The sequence below is a fragment of the Thioalkalivibrio halophilus genome (genome assembly GCF_001995255.1).
In the GTDB taxonomy this organism is placed as follows: Bacteria; Pseudomonadota; Gammaproteobacteria; order Ectothiorhodospirales; family Ectothiorhodospiraceae; genus Thioalkalivibrio; species Thioalkalivibrio halophilus.
In genome coordinates, this window is the sequence record NZ_MUZR01000017.1 from 56,268 (window position 1) to 79,762 (window position 23,495).

A 23,495-nucleotide genomic window follows, 5' to 3' on the forward strand; every position below is an offset into this window, starting at 1 on the left:
AGGGACATCATGGACATACAACAGCTGCTCGACTCCCGCTGGCGGCCCGAACCCTGGCTGGAGATTTCCGGTGGCCGACGGCTGGCCGCCCTGGTACTCATCCTCATCCAGATGGGTGCCGTGGTCGCCCTGGTCCTGCGCACCGGCGGCACCGCCACCGCCTACCTGAATTTCATCCTGATCCCGATCCTGGCCGGGGCCGCGATCTTCGGCCCGCGCGGCGGCGCCGCGCTGGGCCTGCTCGCCGGACTGGTCCTGGGCCCGTTCATGCCCCTGGACACCACCACCGGGCAGATGCAGCCGCTGCTCAACTGGACCACCCGTGCGGGACTCTATGTCTTCCTCGGCGGGGTCACCGGCTGGATGTTCGCCCAGCTCCACGGGCACGCGCGACGCCTGGTGGACCAGGCGCTTGCCAACCCGCTGACCGGCCTGCCGAACCGCCAGGCACTGGAGCGCGACCTGGCGGAACCGGGCATCCCCCGGCCGGCATGGCTCGCGAGCCTGCGAATGGACAACTATGCGGATGCCGTCAGCGCCCTGGGGCTGGAAGCCGAACGCCACCTGGTGCAGGCCATCGGCCAGCGGCTGCAGACCATAGCCAAGGAAACCGGCAGTCGCCTCTACCATGTCCACGACGACCATTTCGCCCTGATCGTTCCGGCCAACGGCGAGGCGCCCTGCACCGAGATCACCCATCTGGCCGTGGAGCGGCTGCAGGCCCCGTTCCTGGTTCGCGGCATCCCGGTTTATCTGGGGGCACACGCCGGGGTCACGGCCTTTCCGACCGGGCCTCGCGAAAAACCTGCCGGTTTGCTGACCCGCGCCTGGATGGCCATGCACGAAGCGCGTATCAGCGGGCTTCCCTGCCGGGTCTGGAACGCCGAACAGGAAGAGCGCTCGCGGCGCACGGTCGAGCGTCTTGGCGAACTGCAGGAGGCACTCGGCCGCGAGCAGCTGCACCTGTGGTATCAGCCCAAGACCCACCCCGACGACGGCCGCCTCCTCGGGCTGGAAGGCCTGCTGCGCTGGGAACACCCGCGACTCGGGAATATCCCGCCCGACGAGTTCATGCCGCAGGCCGAACACACCGGCCTGATCCACCCGCTGACCCGCGAACTGCTGGAACGCGCGGCCGCCGACACACTGCGCCTGCGCGAATCCGGGATCGACGTGCCGGTGAGCGTGAACGTGTCCGCCCGGAATTTCCTCGATCCCGAGTTCGCCGAGCGCGTGCTCGCGATCATCCGGGAGGCCGGTCTGTCACCCCGCGACCTGGAGCTGGAATTCACCGAGACCGCGGTCATGGCCAACCCCGAGGAGGTCATCGCCGCCCTCGACCGCCTGCAGAACGCCGGAGTCGACGTGGCGATCGACGACTTTGGCACCGGCCAGGCGTCGCTGTCCTACCTGCGCCGACTGCCGGTGCACGCACTCAAGCTCGACCAGGCGTTCGTGCGCGAGATGACCCGGCGTCCCGTCGACGCTCAGATCACCCGCGCGGCCATTGGTCTGGGACACGACCTCGGGCTGCAGGTGGTGGCCGAGGGCGTGGAGGACGAAGAGACCCTGAACGAGCTGCACCAGCTGGGCTGCGATGCGGTTCAGGGGTACGGCATCGCCCGGCCAATGCCGCTGGACGACGTGATCCGCTGGACACACGCGAATTCGCCGCCAGTGCCGGCGCCGGCCACCTGAGGAGCCGGGGACGGGTCTCCCGGAAAACCCGGGCCACCAGTGCGAATGTGCACATTGCCCGGCGTTTCCCTAGACTGCGCCGCATGAGCAAGGCCTGGAAGAAACTCGATCTGGAAGGTGGCGGGCTGCAGGCGGTCAACGCCCGGCTGGCCAGCACCATGCGCTCGCGGCCGGCAGCCTATGCCGCGTGGCTGCTGTTCCCCGTCGGCGGGCACCGTTTCTATCTCCACGAACCCGTCGGTGCGGTGGCGTTCATCGCCGGCAGCGCGGCCACCGCCGCCCTCGCCGTCCTCGTACCCGGACTCTGGTGGCTGCTCCCGGCGGCCCCGGTCGCCGCGCTGGCGGCCTTCGACCTGGTGTGGATCGACCGTCGCGTGACGCGCTACAACAAGGAACTGCGGATGCGGGCCTTCCTGCGCAAGGGCGACCGCCCGCCGCAGGACTATCGCGGACGCTACACCTCCGACGAGGACGCCCGGCGCGAGCTGCAGGAATACCAGGAGGTCAAGGAAGGCGAACGCCCGGGCCAGCCGGGCCCCGCCGGTGCCAACGACCGCGATCGCGATGCCGGGGGGAAACGCCGCATGCCCAGCTTCAACGAACAGGAGGCAATGCTGCGGCAGATGCGGCAGCGCCGTCAGGACGACGAGGACTGACCGGCCGCCCCGGCGTCCCCGTCGCCAACCGCCGGCTCAGTCGTCGCCGGGGCGCCACACGCCGCTGGCTTCCTGCGGGGCGGCGGGCTGCTGCTGCTTCTGGCCTTCCACGTCGTCGAACACCGATTCGGTGAAGGCGGCGAGCTGCTTGAGGTAATCCTTGCGTTCATCCACCGACTCGGGCATCTGCGCCAGCAGAAAGCCGGTGATCGCACTCAGGTACTGCACGGCCACCAGCGGCTGCTGGGCACGCGGATCGGCCTCGGCCAAGACGCCCTGAACCTTCTGGATCAGTTCGCCGGACAGCTGCAGGGTTTCGTCGCTCATTTCCGGATTCTCCATTCACACTCAAAGTTTGCGCGCAACCCTAAGCCATGCCCGGAAGCACCGAAAGTCCGCCCGTGCAGCGACGGGCCTTTAGGGAAACACTGATCAGCCCTGACGCGAGCGCCAGCCCTCGTCGTCGCGATCATCGTCGGACGAATGCTCCGCCAGCGGGGCGTCGTCCTCCACGTCGAAATCCTCGTAGGCCCGGTCAGGCGGGACCTGCCAGGGCTCGGAGGGCACGATGTTGTGCTCGCCGGGACGCGGTGCCCACCGCTCCTCCTCCAGCCCGCGGATCAGCCCGACGACCATCACCAGCATCACCAGCGAGAACGGCAGGGCCGCCAGGATGACCGCGCTCTGCAGCACTTCCAGCCCGCCGGCCAGCAGCAGCACCGCGGTCAGCAGGCCCATCGCCCCGCCCCAGGTCGCCAGGTGCACCGTGCGATGTTCGGTGGAGCCGTGCGCCAGAAGGGTGTTGATGACCACGATCCCGGCGTTCGCGGAGGTCAGCAGGTAGGTCGCGATCAGCACGGTCACCAGTATGCTGCCGCCGATCGCGACCAGCCCCGGCTCCAGGGTCTCCATGGTCAGGAAGGTGGCCCGGGTCATGTCCTCGCTGACCGCGACAGCGATGCCGGCCACCCCCTCGGATTCGGCGTACAGCGCGGTCCCGCCCAGCAGCCCCAGCCACACGAAGGTGATCAGGGTCGGCATCAGCAGCACGCCCATCACGAACTCGCGCAGGGTGCGCCCGCGCGATATGCGCGCGATGAACAGCCCGACGAACGGCGCCCAGGCCAGCCACCAGCCCCAGTAGAAGACCGTCCAGTCGGCATGCCAGCCGTCGGTATGGTGGGCATGGGTGTACAGCGACAGCCCCATCAGGTTCTGCAGATAGGAGCCGGTGGACTGCACCACCAGCGCCAGCAGGTACTGGGTCGGCCCCCAGATCAGCAGCAGCGCGAGCAGCCCTGCGCTGAGCCACATGTTGGCCTGCGAGATCCGCTGCACGCCGGACTGCAGCCCGGTCGCCACCGACAGCACCGCGATCACCGTGAGCACCGCGGTGATCACCACCTCGGTGGTCGCCGAGGTGCCCATCCCGGTGAGGTGGTCCAGTCCCGACCCCAGCTGCTGGATGCCCAGGCCCAGGGTGGTGGCGATGCCGAATACCGTCGCGAGGATCGCCAGCAGGTCGACGATGTCACCCGGCCAGCCATGCACGTACTTGCCCAGCATCGGGTGCAGGGCCGAGCGCAGGGCCAGCGGCTGGCCACGACGAAAGCCGAAATAGGCCAGCATCAGCGCCAGAAGCGCGAACACCGCCCATGCGTTCAGCCCCCAGTGGAAATAGGTCAGCACCATGGACATGTCCGCCGCCGCGGGGTCGCCGTCGCCGGCCACGAACGGATTGCCGCCATAGTGACTGAGGGGCTCGGCCACCGCCCAGAACAGCAGCCCCACGCCCATGCCCGCGGCGAACAGCATCGCCAGCCAGGACAGGGTAGTGAACTCGGGGACCTCGTCGTCATGCCCCAGACGGACGTCCTTGTAACGGCCGATGCCCAGCCAGATTACCAGGACCAGGAAGAAGGCCATGGCGGCGACGTAATACCACTCCAGCAGGGGACTGAGGAAATCGCGTGCCCCGCTGACCGCGGAATCGACCTGATCGGTACGGTAAATCGCCAGCGCCACGATGATCAGCACGGCACCGATGGAGACGAAGGCGACTCGGGGATTCAGGCCCTTGAACGGACCGCGAGTGGCAACGTTGTACATGGGCTCCCCTGGTTTCCGGGTCCGGCGCGGGCGGGTCAGGCGGATGACCGCCGGGACGCGAACGACTCGCCGGCCGGCCCCGTCCCGGGCCCCGGTCCCGACGCTTCGCGCGCGGCCCGAATGATCGCATGGACCCACCGCAGCTTCGCAATCGCGGCCGGGGTCAGCGTGAACGGGTAGATGTGGCCGTGCCCCATGCTGCGGTTGAGGCTGTTGAGGGCATTGGTCAGCGGCAGCCAGTGATCCATCAGGGTATCGATGTCCGGGGCATGATAGGGATCATAGTCCGGCGCGTGGCTCATCGCCGACCCGGCCAGCCCCTCGGCGCCAACCTCGAGGCCATAGGCCCGCGCGGTGTCCAGGGTATCCACGATGTGCAGATAGTGCGCCCAGGTCTCCGCCCAGTCCTCCCACGGATGAGCACTGGCATAGGCACTGACGAAGCGCTCCTGCCAGTCGGCCGGCGGCCCCTCGCGATAATGCCGGCGCAGCGCGGCATCATAATCGGCGCGCTCGTCGCCGAACACCCGGCGGAAATCCTCGTGCGCCGGGCCACCGCGCACCAGGCGTTCCCAGTAATGGTGGCCGCTCTCGTGGCGGAAATGCCCCAGAATGGTGCGATAGGGCTCGGCCATCGCCTCGCGCATGCGCTCGCGCACCGCCGGATCGGCCTCGGCGATATCCAGGGTGATGAGACCGCCGGCATGCCCGGTCACCACGCCGCCGCCTTCCTGAAAGGCCGGCGCGGTGGACGCCAGGAAATCGAACGCCAGGCCCGCGGGATCATCGCGTTTCGGCGTCACCGGCAGACCGAGCCGCAGCAGGCCATAGACCAGACGCCTCTTCTCAGCCTCCAGACGCGCCCACAGGGTCCGGTTCCCGGGAACACTCAGATCGGGGATGGTCCGGTTGAGACGGCATGCGCGGCAGAACGGATCCGGATCCGACTCCGGCACCATCCAGTTGCAGATGCCGTCCACCGCATAATGCCGACACTGCCGATAGCGCTGGCCATCCGGCTCCCCGGCTATTTGCCACCATCCTTCCGGAACCTCGCGGCCATGCCGGTCGGTGCCCGCCCCGACCGGGGCCAGGGCCGCCACCCGCATGCGGTCGGGCAGAAAACCCAGACGGTGGCCGCAGCGGGTGCAGCAGGTATTGTCGAAATGCACCGCAAGGCCACAGGCCTCGCACTCGAACAACTGCATGGATATTCCCCGCTGCTCCCGGTCTGCCGGTACCGCCCCAGAGTACGCCCTCCGGCGCCCCGCGTCAGGGCCCCTCGAGCAGCGTCCGCACCCGTTCCAGGGTACGCGGATGCTCGAGGATGCCGGCATGCGTGGCATCCACCCCGTAGAGACTCGCAGCCGCCGCCTGGGCCTCCGGCCGCAACATGCTCTCGAGGCTCACCACGCCGTCGGTAAGTTCGCGGCTGCGCCCGCTGTCCCGACGATGCGCGAACAGCAGGTGCATCTCGGCCGGGATCCCGACCGAGCCGGCGAACAGGCCTTCCAGAAATTCGCTGCCCGGCGCCATGTCACGCCAGACCGGCACCACGACCGGCGCATGCGCGACCCCGGTCGCGGCCATCCGGTGGCCTCCCCAGGGCGTGGCCAGGGTCACCAGCCGCGGCACCCGGGCAGGCGCGCCGCGGCGCTCGCGCTCCAGCAGGAAACCGCGCGCCACCAGACCGCCCATGCTGTGCGCCACCACATGATACCGTTCCAGGTCGTGGCGCAGCTCCAGCTCCTCCATCACCTGGGCCAGGTGCACCGCGGCCGCTTCCAGCGGGACACCCGACGGGTAGTAATAAGCCCAGGGCTGGAAACGGCGGGTATCCAGGTCCTCCACCAGCGCCTCGAAAGAGACGGGCGAACCGTTCATGCCATGGATGAACAGCACCGGCTCGCGCGAGGAATCGTAGGGACCATCGAGGAAATACACCCCCGTGTGGCCGTCGCGGACGAAATCCAGTGGCCGCCACTGACTGGCGGCGGCAATCGCCGGATCGAATCGCGGGTCCGCCAGCGTGGTGACAAGACCGAAGGCCGTAACCCGCCCGAGGCTGGGCAGCGAACCATCCTCGTGTTCCACCCGTTCCGCCGCCGCGCCCGCGAACGCCAGACCGCCCTCGGCGAAAACCCCCTCGATCCGCCTCGCGGGGTCGTCGACCCGGATGCGCTCGTCCAGGTAGCGCTCGCCGGCGCCGCAATCGAGCGTTGCACCGCGCTCCCAGGCATGGGCGGCCACGGGCACGGCCTCCGCATCGCGGCCATCCTGCCAGTAACCCAGCACCGACCACACGCCCGGTTCGAGGGCAAAGAACCACTGCCCGCCGGACCCAGTGAGCACGTGATCCACCACCTCCGGCGGCAACCCTTGACCGCGCTCGCGCACCGCCAGCACCACGTAGGCCCCGTCGTCCGGATCCTTGCCAAGCGCTCCGGCCCCGGCGATGCGGCCCTCCAGTACGCAGCCCCCCTGCATCGCGGCAAACTGGCCGCGCGCCTCCAGCAGGGTGCAGCCGGTCCCGGCCACCGCCACGGCCAGCAGCACAGGCATCCACGCAAGCCGCCACATCGCCCGGCGGAACACGTCACGCACCCCTGCCCGCTCATCCATGGTTTCATCCTTTGACCCGGCCTACGGCGGGCCCTGACGCTTCCATTCCGGGCATGTTCCCGCGCCACGCGCCGGCCGTCCAGCCCGCACCATCCATGTGCATTCTGCACCACAAAAGAGCAGACAGGATTGTCCCGGGTAGCAGCTTATGCCTTAATGCGCGCCCATGATTCACACAGGAAGACACTCATGAACGGAAGTCTCGACGAGAAACTCGAGCCGATTTATCAGGAAGTCCTGCACCGCAACCCGGGCGAGACGGAGTTTCACCAGTCCGTGCACGGGGTGCTGCAGACCCTGGGCCCGGTTCTGGTCAAGTACCCGGAATTCGCCGACCTGAAGATCATCCAGCGCATCTGCGAACCGGAACGCCAGATCATCTTCCGCGTGCCCTGGCAGGACGATCGCGGCGAACTGCAGATCAACCGTGCCTTCCGCGTGCAGTTCAACAGCGCGCTGGGGCCGTACAAGGGCGGCATCCGCTTCCATCCATCGGTGTATCTGGGGATCGTCAAGTTTCTCGGCTTCTCCCAGGTCTTCAAGAATGCGCTTACCGGGCTGCCGATCGGCGGCGGCAAGGGCGGCAGCGACTTCGATCCCAAGGGCCGCTCCGACGGCGAGATCATGCGCTTCTGCCAGAGCCTGATCACCGAGATGTATCGCTACCTCGGCGAATACACCGACGTCCCCGCCGGCGACATCGGCGTCGGCCAGCGCGAGGTCGGCTACATGTTCGGGCAGTACAAGCGCCTGACCAACCGCTTCGAATCGGGCGTGTTCACCGGCAAGGGTCTGGACTGGGGCGGCAGCCGCGCGCGCACCGAGGCCACCGGCTACGGTGCGGTGTTCTTCACCCAGGAGATGCTCAAGGCCCGCAACGACTCCCTCGAAGGCAAGCGGGTAGTGATCTCGGGTGCCGGCAACGTGGCGGTCTTCGCCACGCAGAAGGCACAGCAGCTGGGCGCGAAGGTCATCGCCTGTTCGGACTCGCGTGGCGTGATCCTCGACGAGGACGGCCTGGATCTGGACCTGCTGCGTCAGATCAAGGAGCGTGAACGCGGCCCGGTCTCGGACTACGCCGAACGCAAGCCGAGCGCGAAATACCGCGAAAACGGCTGCATCTGGGAGATCCCCTGCGAGGTCGCCCTGCCCTGCGCCACGCAGAACGAACTGACCGGCAAGGACGCGAAGGCGCTGGTCGAAAACGGCTGCATCGCGGTCGCCGAAGGCGCCAACATGCCGGTAACCCCGGAGGGCATTCAGACCTTCCGCGAGGCGGGCATCGCCTTCGGTCCCGGCAAGGCCGCCAACGCCGGCGGCGTAGCCACCAGCGCGCTGGAAATGCAGCAGAACGCCAGCCGCGACTCCTGGACCTTCGAATACACCGAGGCACGCCTGCAGGAGATCATGGCGAACATCCACCAGACCTGCTTCGAGACGGCCGAAGAATACGGCTCGCCGGGCAACTACTCGGCCGGTGCCAACATCGCCGGCTTCGTCAAGGTCGCCCGCGCCATGGAGGCCATGGGCCACATCTGAGCTCCCGGGCCCGGCGCTCCCGGCGCCGGGCCCTCATGCCAGCATCATTCCCAGCAGCAAGATCCCGATGGTGAGCAGCAGCGTGCCCGCGGCCAGCACCGTTCCCAGGATCGCGAAGGTCTTCCGGCGCTCCCGCTGCAGCAGCCCGCCGATCCCGAGACCGAGCCCCACCAGCAGTCCGCCCATCAGCAGAAACATGAACATGCCGATCAACATGGCCTCTGCGGATTCCTCGTCCAGACCGCCCGGGGTCGACAGTTCCAGCATGCCGGCCACGACCAGCAGCAGGAACATCAGCACCGCGCAGGTGGCACTGACCACAAACGAGCCGATGCCCGGGCCCGATTGCCTCTGCTCGGGCATCGGCCGTTGTGCGGGCGCAGCGGGGGTACGCCATCCATTCTGTTCCATGAGCAACCCTTCCGTAGGTGTCCGTGGGTAAATCGCACTCTGCCACCGGGGCAGTCCGGCCAGATTAAGCGAAACCGCGTCCCGGCGCATGTCCGCGTTTGCAACCCCGCCCATGCGGTTTCAGGATGACAGATCCAGTCAGAAAGACGGAGGCATGCGCGATGCAGACAGCTTTCCCGAACAAGCGCCCCACGGCCCGCCGCGCCGGTGCGGGCGGCCTGGCCGTGGCCCTGCTCTCGGCCAGCACGGCTGCCGGCGCCGGGGTCGCGGTCAGCGACGAAACCGTGGCCTCCGGACTCACCACCGATGCCACCGAGCTGGACGTGGTCCGCGTGGTCGAGGGGCTGGAACACGCCTGGGCGGTGGACTGGCTGCCCGACGGGCGCAAGCTCATCACCGAACGTCCCGGTCGGCTGTGGCTGATCGACGGGGACGAGGCCACCGAGATCGGCAATCTGCCCGCCATCGAGGCTGAAGCAACCCAGAGGACCGCCCCCGAGGGCGGCAGCCAGGGCGGCCTGCTGGATGTCGCGGTGCATCCGGATTACGCCGAAAACGGCTGGATCTACTTCACCTATTCCAGCCCCGGAGACACCGACAGCGTAGTCGGCGACGCCGACTACGGCACCGGGACCGCGCTGGCGCGGGCCCGCCTGAGCGACGACGGCACCGAGCTCGAGGACCGCGAGACCCTGTACGCGCAGACCCCGCGCTACGACCCCGGCCGGCACTACGGCTCGCGCATCCTGTTCCCCGGCGACGGCACGGTGATCTTCAGCATCGGGGACCGCGGCCTGCGCCATCCCTCGCAGAACGTGCGCGACCCGGGCGGCGCCATGATCCGCCTGACCGAAGACGGCCGGGTACCCGACGACAACCCGTTCGCGGATGCGGCCGATCCGGCCGGCCCGCTGCCGGAGATCTACTCCTTCGGTCATCGCAATAACCAGGGCATGGTCCGGCACCCGGAGACCGGCGAGCTGTGGACCACCGAACACGGTCCGTCCGGCGGTGACCTGCTGCATCGCCTGGAGGCCGGGGCCAATTACGGCTGGCCGCAGGTCGCCTTCGGCGACGAATACTCCACCGGCGAGGCCGTCGGGATCGGACGTCAGGCCCCCGGGGTCAACGAGCCGATCTTCTACTGGGAAGACTCGTTCGCCCCGTCCGGCCTGACCGTTTACCAGGGCGGACCGGTGAGGGCCTGGGAAGATGACCTGTTCGCCGGCTCGCTGGTGCGCGGCCAGCTGTGGCGCCTGCGGGTGGACGGCGACGAGGTCATCGAGGACGAGGTCATCCTCGACGGCACCCCGGGACGCATCCGCGACGTTGCCATGGGGCCGGACGGCCATCTGTACGTGATCACCGACCACGGCGACAGCGGCCTGTACCGCCTGGACCCGGCGGACTAGGGAAACACTGATCAATGTACACGCTCGCGCTCGAGTCGCTTTTGCGTGGGAACAAGGCGCGGCGACCGCCGTGCAGTCATTCTGCACAAGGGAGCCGCAACGCCGTGCGCGCGCAAAAGCGGCCGAGCCCCTGCATTCAATAACTTGTGGGGGTTGGCACCCCGGGTTCCCCGATCCTGCGTTGCGGCCCTTGCCGGTAGAACCACTACCGGCTGCGTACCGCGCCTTGTCTCGGAAAACCCGGGGCACCAACGCGAGCGTGTACATTGATCAGTGTTTCCCTGGCCGACAACCGGCCCGGACGCAGAAAGGCCCGCACATGGCGGGCCTTCATGTCATCCCTGTGAAGTGGAGTCGGAGTCGGGACGAACCGGGGCGGCTCAGGCCGCCTCGGCGTGCTTGACGAAGCGCAGGGCCCCGCCCTCCATGTCCACGCGGATGGTGTCGCCGGAGACGAACTCGCCGGACAGCAGCTGCTGCGCCAGCGGGTTCTCCAGCTGGGTCTGGATCGCCCGCTTCAGCGGCCGCGCCCCGTACACCGGGTCGAAGCCCGCCTCGCCGAGGTGATCCAGCGCCGCGTCGGAGACCTCCAGCCCCAGTTCGCGCTCCTCCAGGCGTTCGCGCAGATAGCGCAGCTGGATCTCGGTGATCGCACGGATCTGCTCGCGCTCCAGCGGGTGGAAGACCACCACGTCGTCCACGCGGTTGATGAACTCGGGCCGGAAGTGCTGCCCGACGATCTCCATCACCGCGCCCTTCATGCGATCGTAGTTGTCCTCGCCGGCCATCTCCTGGATCTGCTGCGAGCCCAGGTTGGAGGTCATCACGATCACCGTGTTGCGGAAGTCCACGGTACGCCCGTGACCGTCGGTCAGGCGGCCGTCATCCAGCACCTGCAGCAGCACGTTGAACACGTCCGGATGCGCCTTCTCGACCTCGTCCAGCAGGATCACGGAATACGGCTTGCGGCGCACGGCCTCGGTCAGATAGCCGCCCTCCTCGTATCCGACATAGCCCGGAGGCGCCCCGATCAGCCGCGCCACGGAATGCTTCTCCATGAACTCCGACATGTCGATGCGCACCATGGCCTCCTCGGTGTCGAACAGGAAGCCGGCCAGCGACTTGGTCAGCTCGGTCTTGCCGACGCCGGTGGGGCCCAGGAACAGGAACGAGCCGTTCGGACGGTTGGGATCCGCCAGCCCGGCGCGTGAACGGCGGATGGCGTTGGCCACGGCGGTGACCGCCTCGTTCTGGCCGACCACGCGCTCGCCGATGGCCTCTTCCATGCGCAGCAGCTTGTCCTTCTCGCCCTCCAGCATCTTCGCCACCGGGATCCCGGTCCAGCGCGAGACGACCTCGGCGACTTCCTCGTCGGTCACCTTGTTGCGCAGCAGCCGGGTCTCCTGGCTCTCCATCTCGTGGGCCATGGCCAGGGACTTCTCCAGATCCGGGATCTTCCCGTACTGCAGCTCGGACATGCGCGACAGGTCACCGGCACGCCGCGCGGTCTCCAGCTCCTGACGCGCCCGCTCCAGTTCTTCCTTGAGCTGCGCGGCGCCGGAGACCGAGGCCTTCTCGGACTTCCACACCTCTTCCAGGTCGGAGTACTCGCGCTCCAGGCGCTCGATCTCCTCCTCCAGCGTGCCCAGGCGCTTCTTCGAGGCCTCGTCGGATTCCTTGTTCAGCGCCTCGCGCTCGATCTTCAGCTGAATCAGGCGCCGCTCCAGCCGGTCCATGGACTCGGGCTTGGAGTCAATCTCCATGCGGATGCGCGAACTGGCCTCGTCGATCAGGTCGATCGCCTTGTCCGGCAGCTGGCGGTCGGTGATGTAGCGCTGCGACAGCTGCGCCGCGGCGACGATTGCCGGGTCGGTGATCTCGATCCCGTGGTGCACCTCGTAGCGTTCCTTCAGCCCGCGCAGGATGGCGATGGTATCCTCCTGGCTCGGCTCGTCCACCAGCACCTTCTGGAAGCGGCGCTCCAGCGCGGCGTCCTTCTCGATGTTTTCGCGGTATTCGTTGAGCGTGGTGGCGCCGATGCAGTGCAGCTCGCCACGCGCCAGCGCCGGCTTGAGCATGTTGCCGGCGTCCATCGCGCCCTCGGCCTTGCCGGCGCCCACCAGGGTGTGGATCTCGTCAATGAACAGGATCACGCGACCCTCTTCCTGCGAGATCTCGTTGAGCACCGACTTCAGGCGTTCCTCAAAATCGCCGCGGTACTTGGCCCCGGCCAGCAGCGAGCCCATGTCCAGCGCCAGCACGCGCTTGTCCTTGAGCCCCTCGGGCACCTCGCCGTTGACGATGCGCTGGGCCAGGCCCTCGACGATCGCGGTCTTGCCGACCCCGGGCTCGCCGATCAGCACCGGGTTGTTCTTGGTTCGCCGCTGCAGCACCTGCACCGAGCGACGGATCTCCTCGTCACGCCCGATCACCGGATCCAGCTTGCCCTGCTCCGCACGTTCGGTCAGGTCGGTGGTGTATTTCTCCAGCGCCTGCCGGTTCTCCTCGGCATTGGGGTCGTCCACCTGGGCGCCGCCGCGGATCTGGTCCACCGCGTCCTCGATGGAATCCTTGTTGGCCCCGGCATTGCGCAGCATCTCGCCCACGCCGGCCTTCTCGTCGATGGCGGCGAGGAGAAACAGCTCGCTGGGGATGTACTGGTCCTTGCGCTCCTGGGCCAGCTTGTCACACACGTTGAGCATGCGCCCCAGGTCGCTGGACACGTGCACGTCGCCGGCGGCACCCTCTACCTTCGGCATGCGATCCAGCGCCTCGCCCAGCGCGGAGCGCAGCTGGCGCACGTTGACCCCGGCACGGTCGAGCACGTGGCGGGTGGTGCCGCCCTCCTGATCCAGCATGGCCAGCAGCAGGTGGGCCGGTTCAATGAACTGATGATCCCGGCCCACCGCCAGCGACTGGGCGTCGGAGATCGCGCTCTGGAATTTGGTCGTCAGGCGATCCATTCGCATCGGATTGATCCTCGCTTCAAAATTGGCAACTGACCCGAACGATGGGGCCGCCGCCCCCCGCTTCAAGACCGAACCCGCAAATTCCCTGTCGAAATGACCGGACTCCCCCGGTCATGGTACGGGATCTGACAGCGGCCCGGGCACTCTGTATCGTCAGTGATCCAGCCCGTCACCCGACAACCGCGATGTCACCTCCGCCGGACTCCCAACGCTACCGCAACCTTTTCGAGCAGGCGCCCGAGGCTCACCTGGTCCTTGATCGAGCCGGGCATGTGGTGGCGGCCAACCAGGCGGCCTGCCGGCTTTTTCACTGCGCCGACGCCGGGGAGCTCGACGGCCGGAGCATCACCGCACTGGACATGGAAGCCTCGCCCGACGATGTCCGGCGCGTTCACGAAAATCCGGCGCATTACCTGCCCGCACGCTTCGAGACCCGCATGCGGCGTCCGGACGGCAGCCATTTCCCGGCGGAGGTCCGTACCCGCGCGGTGGAACACGACGACGATATCGAAGTCTTCACCACCCTGCGCGACATCACCGGCCAGCGCATCTCGGAGCAGACCCTGCATGACCTCGAAAGCCAGCTGGAGGTCACCGTCGCCAATGCTCCGCTGATCCTGTTCTCCCTCGATGCCGACGGCTACATCACGCTGTCAGAGGGCGCCGGCCTGTACGGCCTGGGGCTGAACAACCACGACCTGGTGGGCGTGAACGCCTTCGAACGCTGGGCGGACCATCCGCAGGTGCCGCAGGACCTGCGTCGCGCCCTCGCGGGCGAGCACTTCGCCAGTGAATTCGATCTCGATGGCCGCCGCCTCAACATCAGCTGGACCCCGACCGCGGACCCGGACGGCGTGATCTCGGGCGTGATCGGCGTGGCCTACGACCTGACCGACCTGCGCGTTACCGAACGGCACCTGGAAGCGGAACGCGACCGGCTCTCGACCACCCTGGAATCACTGGCCGACGGGGTCATCACGACCGATGCCGACGGCCGGATCCAGTACATCAACCCGGCCGCCGAAGCGCTCCTGGACGTGGACCGGGCGAACGTCCTGGACGCCGATGCGGATCGCACGATCGGTCTCCTGGAACCCGGCCAGGACAGCGCGACACCCCTCGCGGCGCGCTGTCTGCGCTGGGGCCGGCCCCTGGAGTACCCGGAAGGTCGCCTGGAAATCTGCGCGGGCCCCTGCCACGTGCGGGCCACGGTCTCGCCCCTGGGCGGAGCAACGGATGGAGACGTCACGGGCGCGGTCATCGTGCTGCAGGACATGACCGCCCTGTCGGACATGACCAGCCGCCTCAACCACCAGGCGACCCACGATGACCTGACCGAACTGTTCAACCGTCGGGAGTTCGAGCGCCGGGTGGAGTCGGCCCTGTCAATTCCGGGCCGGCACAGGACACCGCATGTGCTGTGCTACATGGACCTGGACCAGTTCAAGATCGTCAACGATACCTGCGGCCACCTGGCCGGCGATGCCCTGTTACAGCGCCTGGCCGAGCTGCTGCCCCGGCACATCCGGGAGAGCGACACCCTGGCGCGCCTGGGTGGTGACGAATTCGGCCTGCTGCTTAACCACTGTCCGGTGGAGCGCGCGCAGGAGATTGCGGAGGAAATCATCGACACGGTGCGCGATCTGCGCTTCGAATGGGAGGGCCGGCGCTTCGACATCGGGGTATCCATCGGCCTGGTCCCGGTGTACGGGGCGCAGAAGGATCTGAACATCCTTCTCAGCCAGGCCGATTCGGCCTGCTACGCCGCCAAGGAAACCGGGCGCAACACGGTGTACCTGTGGCGCGAGGGCGATGATCGCCTGCGCCAGCGCCACGGCGAGATGGAATGGGTGGGGCGCATTCGCGACGCCCTGGAACAGGCCCGTTTCGTCCCCTTTGCCCAGCCCATTCAGCGTCTGGACCCGGCCGCCGGACACAGCCTGGACCATTTCGAGGTACTGGTGCGGCTGCAGGACGAGCAGGGCGAGCTCATCGCGCCCGGGGCATTCATTCCGGCAGCCGAACGCTACCACCTGATGCCCGAGATCGACCGTCACGTAATCGAGGCGGTGCTGATCGAGCTGACCACGCACCCGGACGACTCGATCCCGGTGGCCATCAACCTGTCGGGCCAGTCGCTGGCCCAGCCGGAGATGCTGGACTTCATCGCCGACCGCCTGTCGCACCACGGCATCGCCCCGCGGCGCGTGACCTTCGAGATCACCGAAACCGCGGCGATCTCCAATCACGACCAGGCGATCAGCCTGATCCGCGCACTGCGCTATCTTGGCTGTCATTTCTCGCTGGACGACTTCGGCTCGGGGCTGTCCTCTTTCGGTTATCTGAAGAAACTCTCGGTGGACTTCCTCAAGATCGACGGCAGTTTCGTCCGCGGGATCGCTCAGGACCCGGTGGATGCGGCCATGGTCACGGCCATCCACCGGGTGGGCCGTGTTCTGGGTCTGCACACCATCGCCGAAGGGGTGGAGGACGCCGAGGGCATGGAACGGCTGCGCGCCATCGGTCTGGACTACGTGCAGGGTTATCACATCGCCCGTCCGCGTCCCCTGCGCGACTGCCTGCAGGACCTTCGCACTTCGTCCTGACCAACGAGCGGTTGTCTGCCGGGGATCCCCGTGTTTCGCTGCATGGCCCCGGCGCAAGCCCGCTCATTGGGCACCTCTTTCCTCCGCCTGTTAAATTGTTGACCAGATCACTCGGAGAATAGCCCCGTCATGCCCTACTCGGAACAGCAGATCACGTCCCTGCACCACTGGTCGGACAAGACCTTCAGCTTCACCACCACGCGGCCGGAGGGCTTCGAATTCCGCAATGGCCAGTTCGTGACACTGGGCCTGCGCCCGGAGGGCAAACTGATCCCGCGCGCCTATTCGATCGTGTCGGACCCGTCCAGCGAGGAGCTCGAGTTCCTCAGCATCCACGTGCCCGACGGTGACCTGACCAGCCGCCTCGCCCATGTCGAACCGGGCGACTCGATCTGGATCAATACCAAGGTCACCGGCTCGCTGACGGTGGATTACGTGCAGCCCGGGCGGCACCTGTACATGCTGGCCACGGGCACCGGCATCGCGCCGTTCGTCTCCCTGGTCCGCGGCGACGAGGTGTTCGAACATTTCGAACGGGTCATCCTCGTGCACAGCGTGCGCACCGTGGAGGAACTGGCCTATCGCGAGGAGCTGGAAGCAAAGATCAGCGATCGCTTCCGTTACATGCCCACCGTAACCCGCGAGGATCACGACTTCGCCTGCCCGGTGGCGCAGCAGCCGTTCGACAACAACCAGCGCGGCGCCGAACTGTTCCGCTCGGGCGAGCTGTTCCGGGCGCTGGATCTGCCGCCGGCGGACCCGGAACAGGATCGCGTGATGCTGTGCGGCAACCCGGCGATGAACCGCGAGATGAGCCAGTGGCTCGAGGAGCACGGCTGGGTACAGACCAGCTACAAGGGGACCGGCACCTACACCGTGGAACAGGCCTTCGTGACCACCATGGACGACGCCGACGACTGAGCCCTCCGGCGGCGGAGCGAGACGTGTCAGTCGCCCAGCAGGATCCAGCGCGCCTCGTTGAGGCGCTGCAGGGTGGCCGTGTCGCCACCCCGGTCGGGGTGGTGGCGCTGGGCCAGGCGGCGGTAGCGGGACTGGATCTCCGCGTCGTCCACCGGATCCGCCAGCTCCAGCACCGCCAGCGCCGCTGCCCGGCGGTCGCCGCCGTCCATCCGCCGCCAGAAGCCGTCCAGCAGGGCCTGCACCGCGGCCGCATCCATGTGATCCAGAGTGCTCAGGTCGAGGTAATAGGCCCGCAAAGGGTCCTCGCGCACCAGGGCCGCGGAGACCGTGCCGGCGGTTGCCGCGGCCCCCGCGCCGTCCGTGGCCCGCGCCTGAATGCCGATATCCAGGCAATGGATGCGCAGCCATTCGCCTTCGGCCGCCAGCCGGTCGCGCAGGCGATAGAGGCAGTGAAACAGCAGGAAATGGGTGCGGAACAGCCCCAGCGGTTCACGCAGGTCGGCCCCGGCGAAGGGCACCACGCCAGCGTCGCGCAGGCGGGCGATCAGCGCGTGCTCGGTCTGTCCCGCAGCCTGCGCACGCACGCCCCGCTCCACCGCCGCCAGCAGCCCCGGATCGACCTCGGTATCCACCCCGGTACGCGCATCCGCGGCGGCAGCGACGACGGGGTTCACGAGGCGTCCGGCGTGTCGCCGTCGATGTAGTACCAGTGGCCGTCGATTCGCCGGAACCGGCTGCGTTCGTGCAGCCGCATGCCCTGGCCGTGCAGCCGCGCGCGGGCGACGAATTCGACCCTCCCGGCGGTGTCGTCGGGGCCGCCGGCTTCGCTGCCGCGCACACTCAGCCCGAGCCAGCGCCGGTCCGGGTCCAGCTCCAGCGAGGCCGGGCGGGTCTGCGGATCCCAGGTCGCCAGGATGTAGGCCTCGTTATGCTCGGTGTAGGCGGTGTAGCGCGAGCGCATCAGCGCCTCGGCGGTCTCCGCCGGGGCCGTGCCATCGATGCGCGGCCCGCAGCACCGCTCACGCGGGCGACCGGACCCGCAGGGGCAGTTCACGCTGTCCGGTTTCGGCTTGCGGCGACCCATCTCGACCCCCGAGAAAAAATGATCAGGACGCGGGAAATCCCCCAACGCCGGAGCAGGGGAGTAGCGTAACCCCCAGCCACACCGGAGTGAACCGCATGGACGATATACTGATCCTCGGCTGCGGAGACCTGGGCACCGGGCTGGCCGGCCGGCTGCACGACGCCGGACACCGGGTCTGGGGTCTGCGGCGCCATCCCGAACGCCTGCCCGGATGGATCCGGCCGCTGCAGGGGGACCTGACGGACCCCGACGGCCTGCCGGAGCTGCCGCGCTCGACCCGGGCGGTGTATTTCATCACCACCCCCGACCAGATGGACGACACCGGCTACCGGCGCGCCTATGTCGACGCCCTGCAGCACGCGCTGGGCGCCCTGGAGCGCCAGGGCCTGCAGCCGGAACGCGTGATCTTCGTGTCGTCCACCGGCGTCTACGGCGTCGATGACGGCAGCCGGGTCGACGAAGACACCCCCGCCCTGCCACAACGCTTCTCCGGACGCCGCCTGCTGGAGGCCGAACGCCTGCTGGAGGCCTCGCCGTACCGTGGCATCCGCCTGCGCCTGGGCGGGATCTACGGACCGGGGCGCGAACGCATGCTGGATCTGGCGCGCGCCGGCCAGCTGGGCGATGACGAACCGCCGACGTGGACCAACCGCATCCACCGCGATGATGCGGTCGGCATCCTGCACCACCTGTTCACGCTGGCCGATCCCGATCCGGTCTATCTCGGCGTGGACACCGAACCGGCCCTGAAAAGCGAAGTGCTGCACTGGCTCGCCGCGCGCCTGGGCACCCTGCCGGCAGACGCGGCGGTCCACCGCGTGGATGCCCGCGACGGGGCCCGCGGCCGGCGCTGCGACAGCCGGCGCCTGCAGGACTCCGGCTACCGCTTCCGGTATCCCGACTATCGGGCCGGCTTCGCCCCGCTGCTGCCCTGAAACCCACGCGCGCCGCACACACAAAAAAGGCCCCGCCCGGCAGAACCGGAGGGGCCCGGAGAGACCCGGCCCGGGGAGGCAGAACCCCGGGACCGGTGGTCGGAACCCGGAGGTTCAGACCTTGGTGTAGCGCAGGTACGAGCGGATCTCGTCGAAGCCCTGCGGGAACTTCTTCTGCGCTTCTTCGTTGCTGACCGTCGGCGGGATGATCACCTTGTCACCCGGGGTCCAGTCGGCCGGCGTCGCGATGCCGTGCTTGTCAGCGGTCTGCAGGCCGTCGATGGCACGCAGGATCTCGTCGAAGTTGCGGCCCAGCGACATCGGGTAGGTCATCATCAGACGGATCTTCTTGTTCGGATCAATGATGTAGACCGAACGCACCGCCGCGGTGTCGCTCTCGCCGGGGTGGATCATCTCGTAGAGTTCCGAGATCTTCTTGTCGGCGTCGGCGACGATCGGGAATTCGAGGGTCGTGTTCTGCGTGTCGTTCACGTCCTCGATCCACTTGTTGTGCTCTTCCACCGTGTCGGTGGACAGGCCCAGCGGCTTCACGTTGCGGTCCGCGAACTGCTTCGCGAGCTGCGCGGTGCGACCCATCTCGGTGGTGCACACCGGGGTGAAGTCGGCCGGGTGGCTGAAGAAGAAGCACCAGGAATCGCCGATCCACTCGTGGAAGTCGATCTTGCCGGTGGTGGTGTCGACCTGGAAGTTCGGTGCGGTATCGCCCAGACGAAGCGTCATATCGCTATCTCCTTTGCTTGGTTCCGTTGATTCGGTTAGTGGCAGATGATCGTTATCGATCATGTGCATCACTATATCGGCGAATTCTTATGATGTGAATTCTATTATATCAATCACACCGATCGCCTAATCCTATGAGTCGCCCTGGATCCATTTCCATGGCCATTTCATGGTCAACCATTGGTGTCGCCACCTCGCCCGAAGTTCCCGCCGGACCATGACCCGGTCCACAAACCGTACGGCTCAGACCGGATCCCGCCGCCAGATCAGGATCTGGTTGTTCACCGGCATGTCCACCACCGCCTCCCGGCTCAGGCCATGTGCCTGCGCCAGCGCGTCCAGATCGGCGCGATCGCGCACCCCCATGCCCGGGTCCTGCTGGCGCAGAGAACGGTCGAAGCGCGCATTGGATTCGGCCGTGTGCTCCCCGTCGTGCGCGAACGGCCCGTACAGCGCGAACAGCCCGTCCGGTTCCAGAACCCGGGCGACCCCGGCGAACAGCGCCTCCACCCCCGACCAGTGCAGGATGTGGACCGTGTTCGCGCTGTAGACGTAACGAAACGGACCATCCGGCCAGGGATCAGCGGCGACGTCGAGGGCGCGCGGCGGCTGCAGGTTGGGCGCCGCCGCCTCGCGCCGCCACGCCTCGATCCCCGGCAGGTGTTCGGCGACATCGGTGGGCAGCCACTGCAGATGTCCCAGGCGCGGCGCCATGAAAGCCGCGTGCTGGCCGGTCCCCGCCCCCAGCTCCAGCAGCGCACCCGGACGGATGAACCACCGTTCCAGGACCTCCAGGATCGGCTCGCGGTTCTGTTCGGCCGCCGGGGCATACGGGCGCTGCGTCACTTCCATGGGGTTCTCCGGTCTGCGGTGCGCGGGTTCCGGCCCAGCATAAACGACGCCCGGAGCGGCCACGTGCAAGACCGCACGTTCCTCAGGTCCGCGATGGACCCCGCGGGTGCGGGACTGCCATGATCCGTATTCAGGTCCCTTTTCACGGAGAGCCCCATGTCCCGCTACCCGCATCGTCCCGCCCGCTCCCGGATCGCTGCATGGGCCGCCGCCCTGGGGCTGCTCCTCGGCGCCGTGGCCGCCACCTCCCACGCCGACGCACGCGAGCCGGCCAGCGACCCGGACACCCTCCTGCCGGTGGAGCTGGCCACCGTGGGGGTGGACTCGCACAGCGGCCTGCCCATTGCGCTGCTGCGCGACCCCGAATCCGGGGAGGTGGTACCCATCGTCATCGGAACCGACCAGGCCCGCGCCATCCTGCTGGCCATGCAGGAGGTCGACGTGCCCCGACCGATGACCCACGACCTGATGGTCAGCCTGATGACAGAACTGGATGCGAAGCTCGAACGGGCCATCGTGGACGGGCTGGAAGACGGCACCTACCTCGGCATGCTGGAACTGCGTGTCCCCGGCGAGGGGGCACCACGCCGGATCGACGCGCGGCCCAGCGACGCCCTCGCACTGGCGGTGCGCACCGGCGCGCCCATCGCGGTGGCACCGGAAATCCTCGAGGCCGACGTCCCCTTCGATTTCCAGCCCCCCGGTGACGACGAGATCGTCACCGCGCTGGGCATCACCGTGATCGAGGCCCGTGCGGATCTGCGCGAGGCCCTGGGCCTGCCGGACGAGGCCGGCGTCCTCGTCAGCCGTGCCGAGGGAGCCGCCGCCGAGGCCGGCCTGGAGCAGGGCGCGCTGATCCTGGAGGTCAACGGACGCAGCCCGGAAACCCCGATCGACTTCCTCGAGGCCGTGGGAACCACCCCGGACGAGGAAGAAGCCGAACTGCGCTTCTGGCTGGACGGCGAGACCCACACCATCACGCTGCCCACCGACGTCCCGGTGCTGCCGGACGACGAAGACGCGATTCAGGCCTGAACGCGCGCCGCCGGGTCCCTCCGCGGGCGCTTCAGCGCATGTGCCGGCGCAGCCAGTCGATGCTGGCGGCGGTCGCCGGGTCGTGCGGACCCGGCTCGCCGGCCGGGTCCAGGTCCGCCAGCACCCGGCCGGCCAGCTGCTTGCCCAGCTCCACGCCCCACTGATCGAAGGCGTTGATCTCCCACAGGCTCGCAAGCACGTAGATCTTGTGCTCGAACAGGGCGATCAGCGCCCCCAGGCGCTCCGGATCCAGGTCTTCCAGCAGGATCAGCGTGCTCGGCCGGTCGCCGGGGAAGCTGCGATGCGCCGCCAGCGCCTCGATCTCGGCCGCATCGCGACCGGCGGCGGCCATCTCCGCCCGGGCCTCGTCCTCGCTGCGCCCCAGGGCGAGCGCCTCGGCCTGGGCCACCAGATTGGCCAGCAGCATGGGGTGCTGTTCCGGCAGGTCGTGTTCGGCGCGCGCAACGCCGACGAATTCCGCCGGAACCCGCCGCGTACCCTGATGCAGCAACTGATAGAACGCATGCTGCCCGTCGGTGCCCACTGCGCCCCAGACCAGCGCCCCGGTATGCCCTTCCACCGGCGTGCCGTCCAGCCGCACCCGCTTGCCCAGGCTCTCCATCTCCGCCTGCTGCAGATACGGCGGCAGGAAGTACAGCCGCTCGTCGTAGGGCAGCACCGCGCGCGATTCCGCCCCCTGGGTGTCCTGATTCCACAGGTCCACCAGGGCCATGCGCGCCGCGGCATTGTCTTCCACCGTAGCGGTGCGCACGTGCTCGTCCATCTTGTGGGCCCCCGCCAGGAAGCGGCGGAAGCCCTCCATCCCCAGCATCAGGGCTACCGGCAGGCCGATCGCCGACCACACCGAATAGCGACCGCCGACCCAGTCCCAGAAACCGAACATGCGTTCGGGCGAGATACCGAAGGCCTCGACGCGCTCGCGCGCGGTGGAAACCGCCACAAAATGAGCCGCGACCGCGGACGCATCGCCGGCCGCATGCTCCACCAGCCACTCGCGGGCCGCACGGGCGTTGGTCAGGGTCTCCTGAGTCGTGAAGGTCTTGGAGGCGACCACGAACAGCGTAGTCTCCGGATCCACTTCGCGCAGCACCCGGGACAGGGCCTCGCCGTCGACATTGGAAACGAAATGCATGTCCAGCGGGCTTCCCCCGGCAGCCGGGCATGCATGGTCGGCAAGCGCGCGACAGACCATGCGCGGCCCCAGATCGGAGCCCCCGATCCCGATGTTCACCACCGCCTCGATCGGCCGTCCGCTGAATCCCCGGTGCGTCCCGTCGTGCACCGCCGTCACGAACGCCTCCATTCGGTCCAGGACCTCATGCACCACCGGCACCACGTCCTCGCCGTCCACCTCGCAGCGCGCTTCGCGCGGCAACCGCAGCGCGGTGTGCAGAGCCGCGCGCCCCTCGGTGACATTGACCCGCTCGCCCCCGAAGAGATGCTCCAGCGCGGCCGGGATGCCCGCCGCGCGGGCCGCATCGAACAGGCCTTCCCAGGCTCGAGCATCCAGCCGCTGGCGCGTCCAGTCCAGGCGCAGGCCGGCCACCTCGCAGACATCGCGCTCCACCCGTTCCGGCTCGCGCTCCAGCAGCTCGCGCAGATGCTCCGGCTCCAGGCGCCGGGCTTCGTTCTGCAGGACCTCGCGCGCGGCGATTCGGTGGGAACGGTTCATGCGGCTACCTCGACGTCGGGGGGTGTCGATACAGCATAATCCGCCACCCGGCAGCCGTCAGCCTGCATTGCCATTCACCGGGACCGGCTGCGTTACACTCAACGTCTCGTTACGGAGAAGCCGTCATGCGCATCCTTTTCGCCACCAGCGAGGTCTTCGGACTGGTCAAGACCGGCGGTCTCGCCGATGTCAGCGCCAGCCTGCCTGTCGCC

The 23,495-nt window shown here is 68.1% G+C and carries 20 protein-coding genes; 9 read left to right on the top strand and 11 right to left on the bottom strand.

Annotated features, from left to right (window positions below; translation table 11 throughout):
- Window positions 1-9 precede the first annotated feature (9 nt).
- Together B1A74_RS06175 and B1A74_RS06180 are read left to right on the top strand one after the other, a co-directional pair.
- Complete coding sequence (locus B1A74_RS06175) at window positions 10-1,698, top strand: putative bifunctional diguanylate cyclase/phosphodiesterase (RefSeq protein ID WP_077244094.1); 1,689 nt, start codon at window positions 10-12, stop codon at window positions 1,696-1,698.
- Between the two features lie 83 nt (window positions 1,699-1,781).
- On the top strand, window positions 1,782-2,354 hold the full coding sequence (locus B1A74_RS06180) for a hypothetical protein (RefSeq protein WP_018946525.1): 573 nt from the start codon (window positions 1,782-1,784) through the stop codon (window positions 2,352-2,354).
- A 36-nt stretch (window positions 2,355-2,390) separates the two neighbouring features.
- On the opposite strand, the gene B1A74_RS06185 is transcribed toward B1A74_RS06180, so the two are convergent.
- From B1A74_RS06185 to B1A74_RS06200, 4 genes are all read right to left on the bottom strand, one after another.
- Entirely contained in the window at window positions 2,391-2,681 is a 291-nt protein-coding gene (locus B1A74_RS06185; protein WP_018871131.1) for a hypothetical protein, read from the bottom strand.
- Window positions 2,682-2,786: 105 nt separating this feature from the next.
- The gene (locus B1A74_RS06190) at window positions 2,787-4,463 is read right to left on the bottom strand and encodes a BCCT family transporter (protein WP_077244095.1); all 1,677 of its coding nucleotides are present in this window, start codon (window positions 4,461-4,463) and stop codon (window positions 2,787-2,789) included.
- Window positions 4,464-4,498: 35 nt separating this feature from the next.
- The gene (locus tag B1A74_RS06195; protein WP_018946528.1) at window positions 4,499-5,671 is read right to left on the bottom strand and encodes a zinc-binding metallopeptidase family protein; all 1,173 of its coding nucleotides are present in this window, start codon (window positions 5,669-5,671) and stop codon (window positions 4,499-4,501) included.
- 64 nt (window positions 5,672-5,735) lie between these two features.
- Window positions 5,736-7,025, bottom strand: coding sequence for an alpha/beta fold hydrolase (locus B1A74_RS06200; protein ID WP_425274673.1), 1,290 nt, complete (start codon window positions 7,023-7,025; stop codon window positions 5,736-5,738).
- 249 nt (window positions 7,026-7,274) lie between these two features.
- Here B1A74_RS06200 and gdhA point away from each other — a divergent pair, with 249 nt between their 5' ends.
- On the top strand, window positions 7,275-8,624 hold the full coding sequence (gene gdhA, locus B1A74_RS06205; RefSeq protein ID WP_077244096.1) for an NADP-specific glutamate dehydrogenase: 1,350 nt from the start codon (window positions 7,275-7,277) through the stop codon (window positions 8,622-8,624).
- 33 nt (window positions 8,625-8,657) lie between these two features.
- Here gdhA and B1A74_RS06210 read toward each other — a convergent pair whose 3' ends face one another.
- Entirely contained in the window at window positions 8,658-9,035 is a 378-nt protein-coding gene (locus tag B1A74_RS06210) for a hypothetical protein (RefSeq protein ID WP_244269180.1), read from the bottom strand.
- Between the two features lie 161 nt (window positions 9,036-9,196).
- Here B1A74_RS06210 and B1A74_RS06215 point away from each other — a divergent pair, with 161 nt between their 5' ends.
- The gene (locus B1A74_RS06215; protein ID WP_077244098.1) at window positions 9,197-10,447 is read left to right on the top strand and encodes a PQQ-dependent sugar dehydrogenase; all 1,251 of its coding nucleotides are present in this window, start codon (window positions 9,197-9,199) and stop codon (window positions 10,445-10,447) included.
- A 380-nt stretch (window positions 10,448-10,827) separates the two neighbouring features.
- Here B1A74_RS06215 and clpB read toward each other — a convergent pair whose 3' ends face one another.
- Complete coding sequence (gene clpB / locus B1A74_RS06225) at window positions 10,828-13,410, bottom strand: ATP-dependent chaperone ClpB (protein ID WP_077244099.1); 2,583 nt, start codon at window positions 13,408-13,410, stop codon at window positions 10,828-10,830.
- 191 nt (window positions 13,411-13,601) lie between these two features.
- On the opposite strand from clpB, the gene B1A74_RS06230 reads away from it, so the two are divergent.
- Both B1A74_RS06230 and B1A74_RS06235 read left to right on the top strand, forming a co-directional pair.
- Entirely contained in the window at window positions 13,602-16,022 is a 2,421-nt protein-coding gene (locus tag B1A74_RS06230) for a bifunctional diguanylate cyclase/phosphodiesterase (protein WP_077244100.1), read from the top strand.
- 129 nt (window positions 16,023-16,151) lie between these two features.
- Window positions 16,152-16,943, top strand: coding sequence for a ferredoxin--NADP reductase (locus B1A74_RS06235; RefSeq protein ID WP_077244101.1), 792 nt, complete (start codon window positions 16,152-16,154; stop codon window positions 16,941-16,943).
- Between the two features lie 26 nt (window positions 16,944-16,969).
- Here the strand turns inward: B1A74_RS06235 and B1A74_RS06240 are convergent, their stop codons facing one another.
- Window positions 16,970-17,617 (bottom strand): DNA-J related domain-containing protein, encoded by a 648-nt coding sequence (locus tag B1A74_RS06240; protein ID WP_018946534.1) that lies wholly within the window; start codon window positions 17,615-17,617, stop codon window positions 16,970-16,972.
- A complete protein-coding gene (locus tag B1A74_RS06245; protein WP_018946535.1) occupies window positions 17,614-18,027 on the bottom strand; it encodes a YchJ family protein in 414 nt (137 codons plus the stop codon). The genes B1A74_RS06240 and B1A74_RS06245 overlap by 4 nt, the downstream gene beginning before the upstream one ends.
- A 95-nt stretch (window positions 18,028-18,122) precedes the next feature.
- Between B1A74_RS06245 and B1A74_RS06250 the strand changes: the two genes are divergently transcribed.
- Window positions 18,123-18,962, top strand: coding sequence for an SDR family oxidoreductase (locus B1A74_RS06250; protein WP_024328478.1), 840 nt, complete (start codon window positions 18,123-18,125; stop codon window positions 18,960-18,962).
- 114 nt (window positions 18,963-19,076) lie between these two features.
- Here the strand turns inward: B1A74_RS06250 and B1A74_RS06255 are convergent, their stop codons facing one another.
- On the bottom strand, window positions 19,077-19,703 hold the full coding sequence (locus B1A74_RS06255) for a peroxiredoxin (RefSeq protein WP_019641719.1): 627 nt from the start codon (window positions 19,701-19,703) through the stop codon (window positions 19,077-19,079).
- 243 nt (window positions 19,704-19,946) lie between these two features.
- Window positions 19,947-20,555: a DUF938 domain-containing protein gene (locus B1A74_RS06260; RefSeq protein ID WP_024328477.1), complete on the bottom strand. Its 609-nt coding sequence runs from the start codon at window positions 20,553-20,555 to the stop codon at window positions 19,947-19,949.
- Between the two features lie 156 nt (window positions 20,556-20,711).
- Between B1A74_RS06260 and B1A74_RS06265 the strand changes: the two genes are divergently transcribed.
- On the top strand, window positions 20,712-21,590 hold the full coding sequence (locus tag B1A74_RS06265; RefSeq protein WP_024328476.1) for a bifunctional nuclease family protein: 879 nt from the start codon (window positions 20,712-20,714) through the stop codon (window positions 21,588-21,590).
- A 31-nt stretch (window positions 21,591-21,621) separates the two neighbouring features.
- Here the strand turns inward: B1A74_RS06265 and pgi are convergent, their stop codons facing one another.
- A complete protein-coding gene (gene pgi, locus B1A74_RS06270; protein WP_077244102.1) occupies window positions 21,622-23,283 on the bottom strand; it encodes a glucose-6-phosphate isomerase in 1,662 nt (553 codons plus the stop codon).
- A gap of 62 nt (window positions 23,284-23,345) precedes the next feature.
- On the opposite strand from pgi, the gene B1A74_RS14590 reads away from it, so the two are divergent.
- On the top strand, window positions 23,346-23,495 hold a 150-nt coding region (locus B1A74_RS14590; protein ID WP_425274674.1), incomplete at its 3' end, for a glycogen/starch synthase.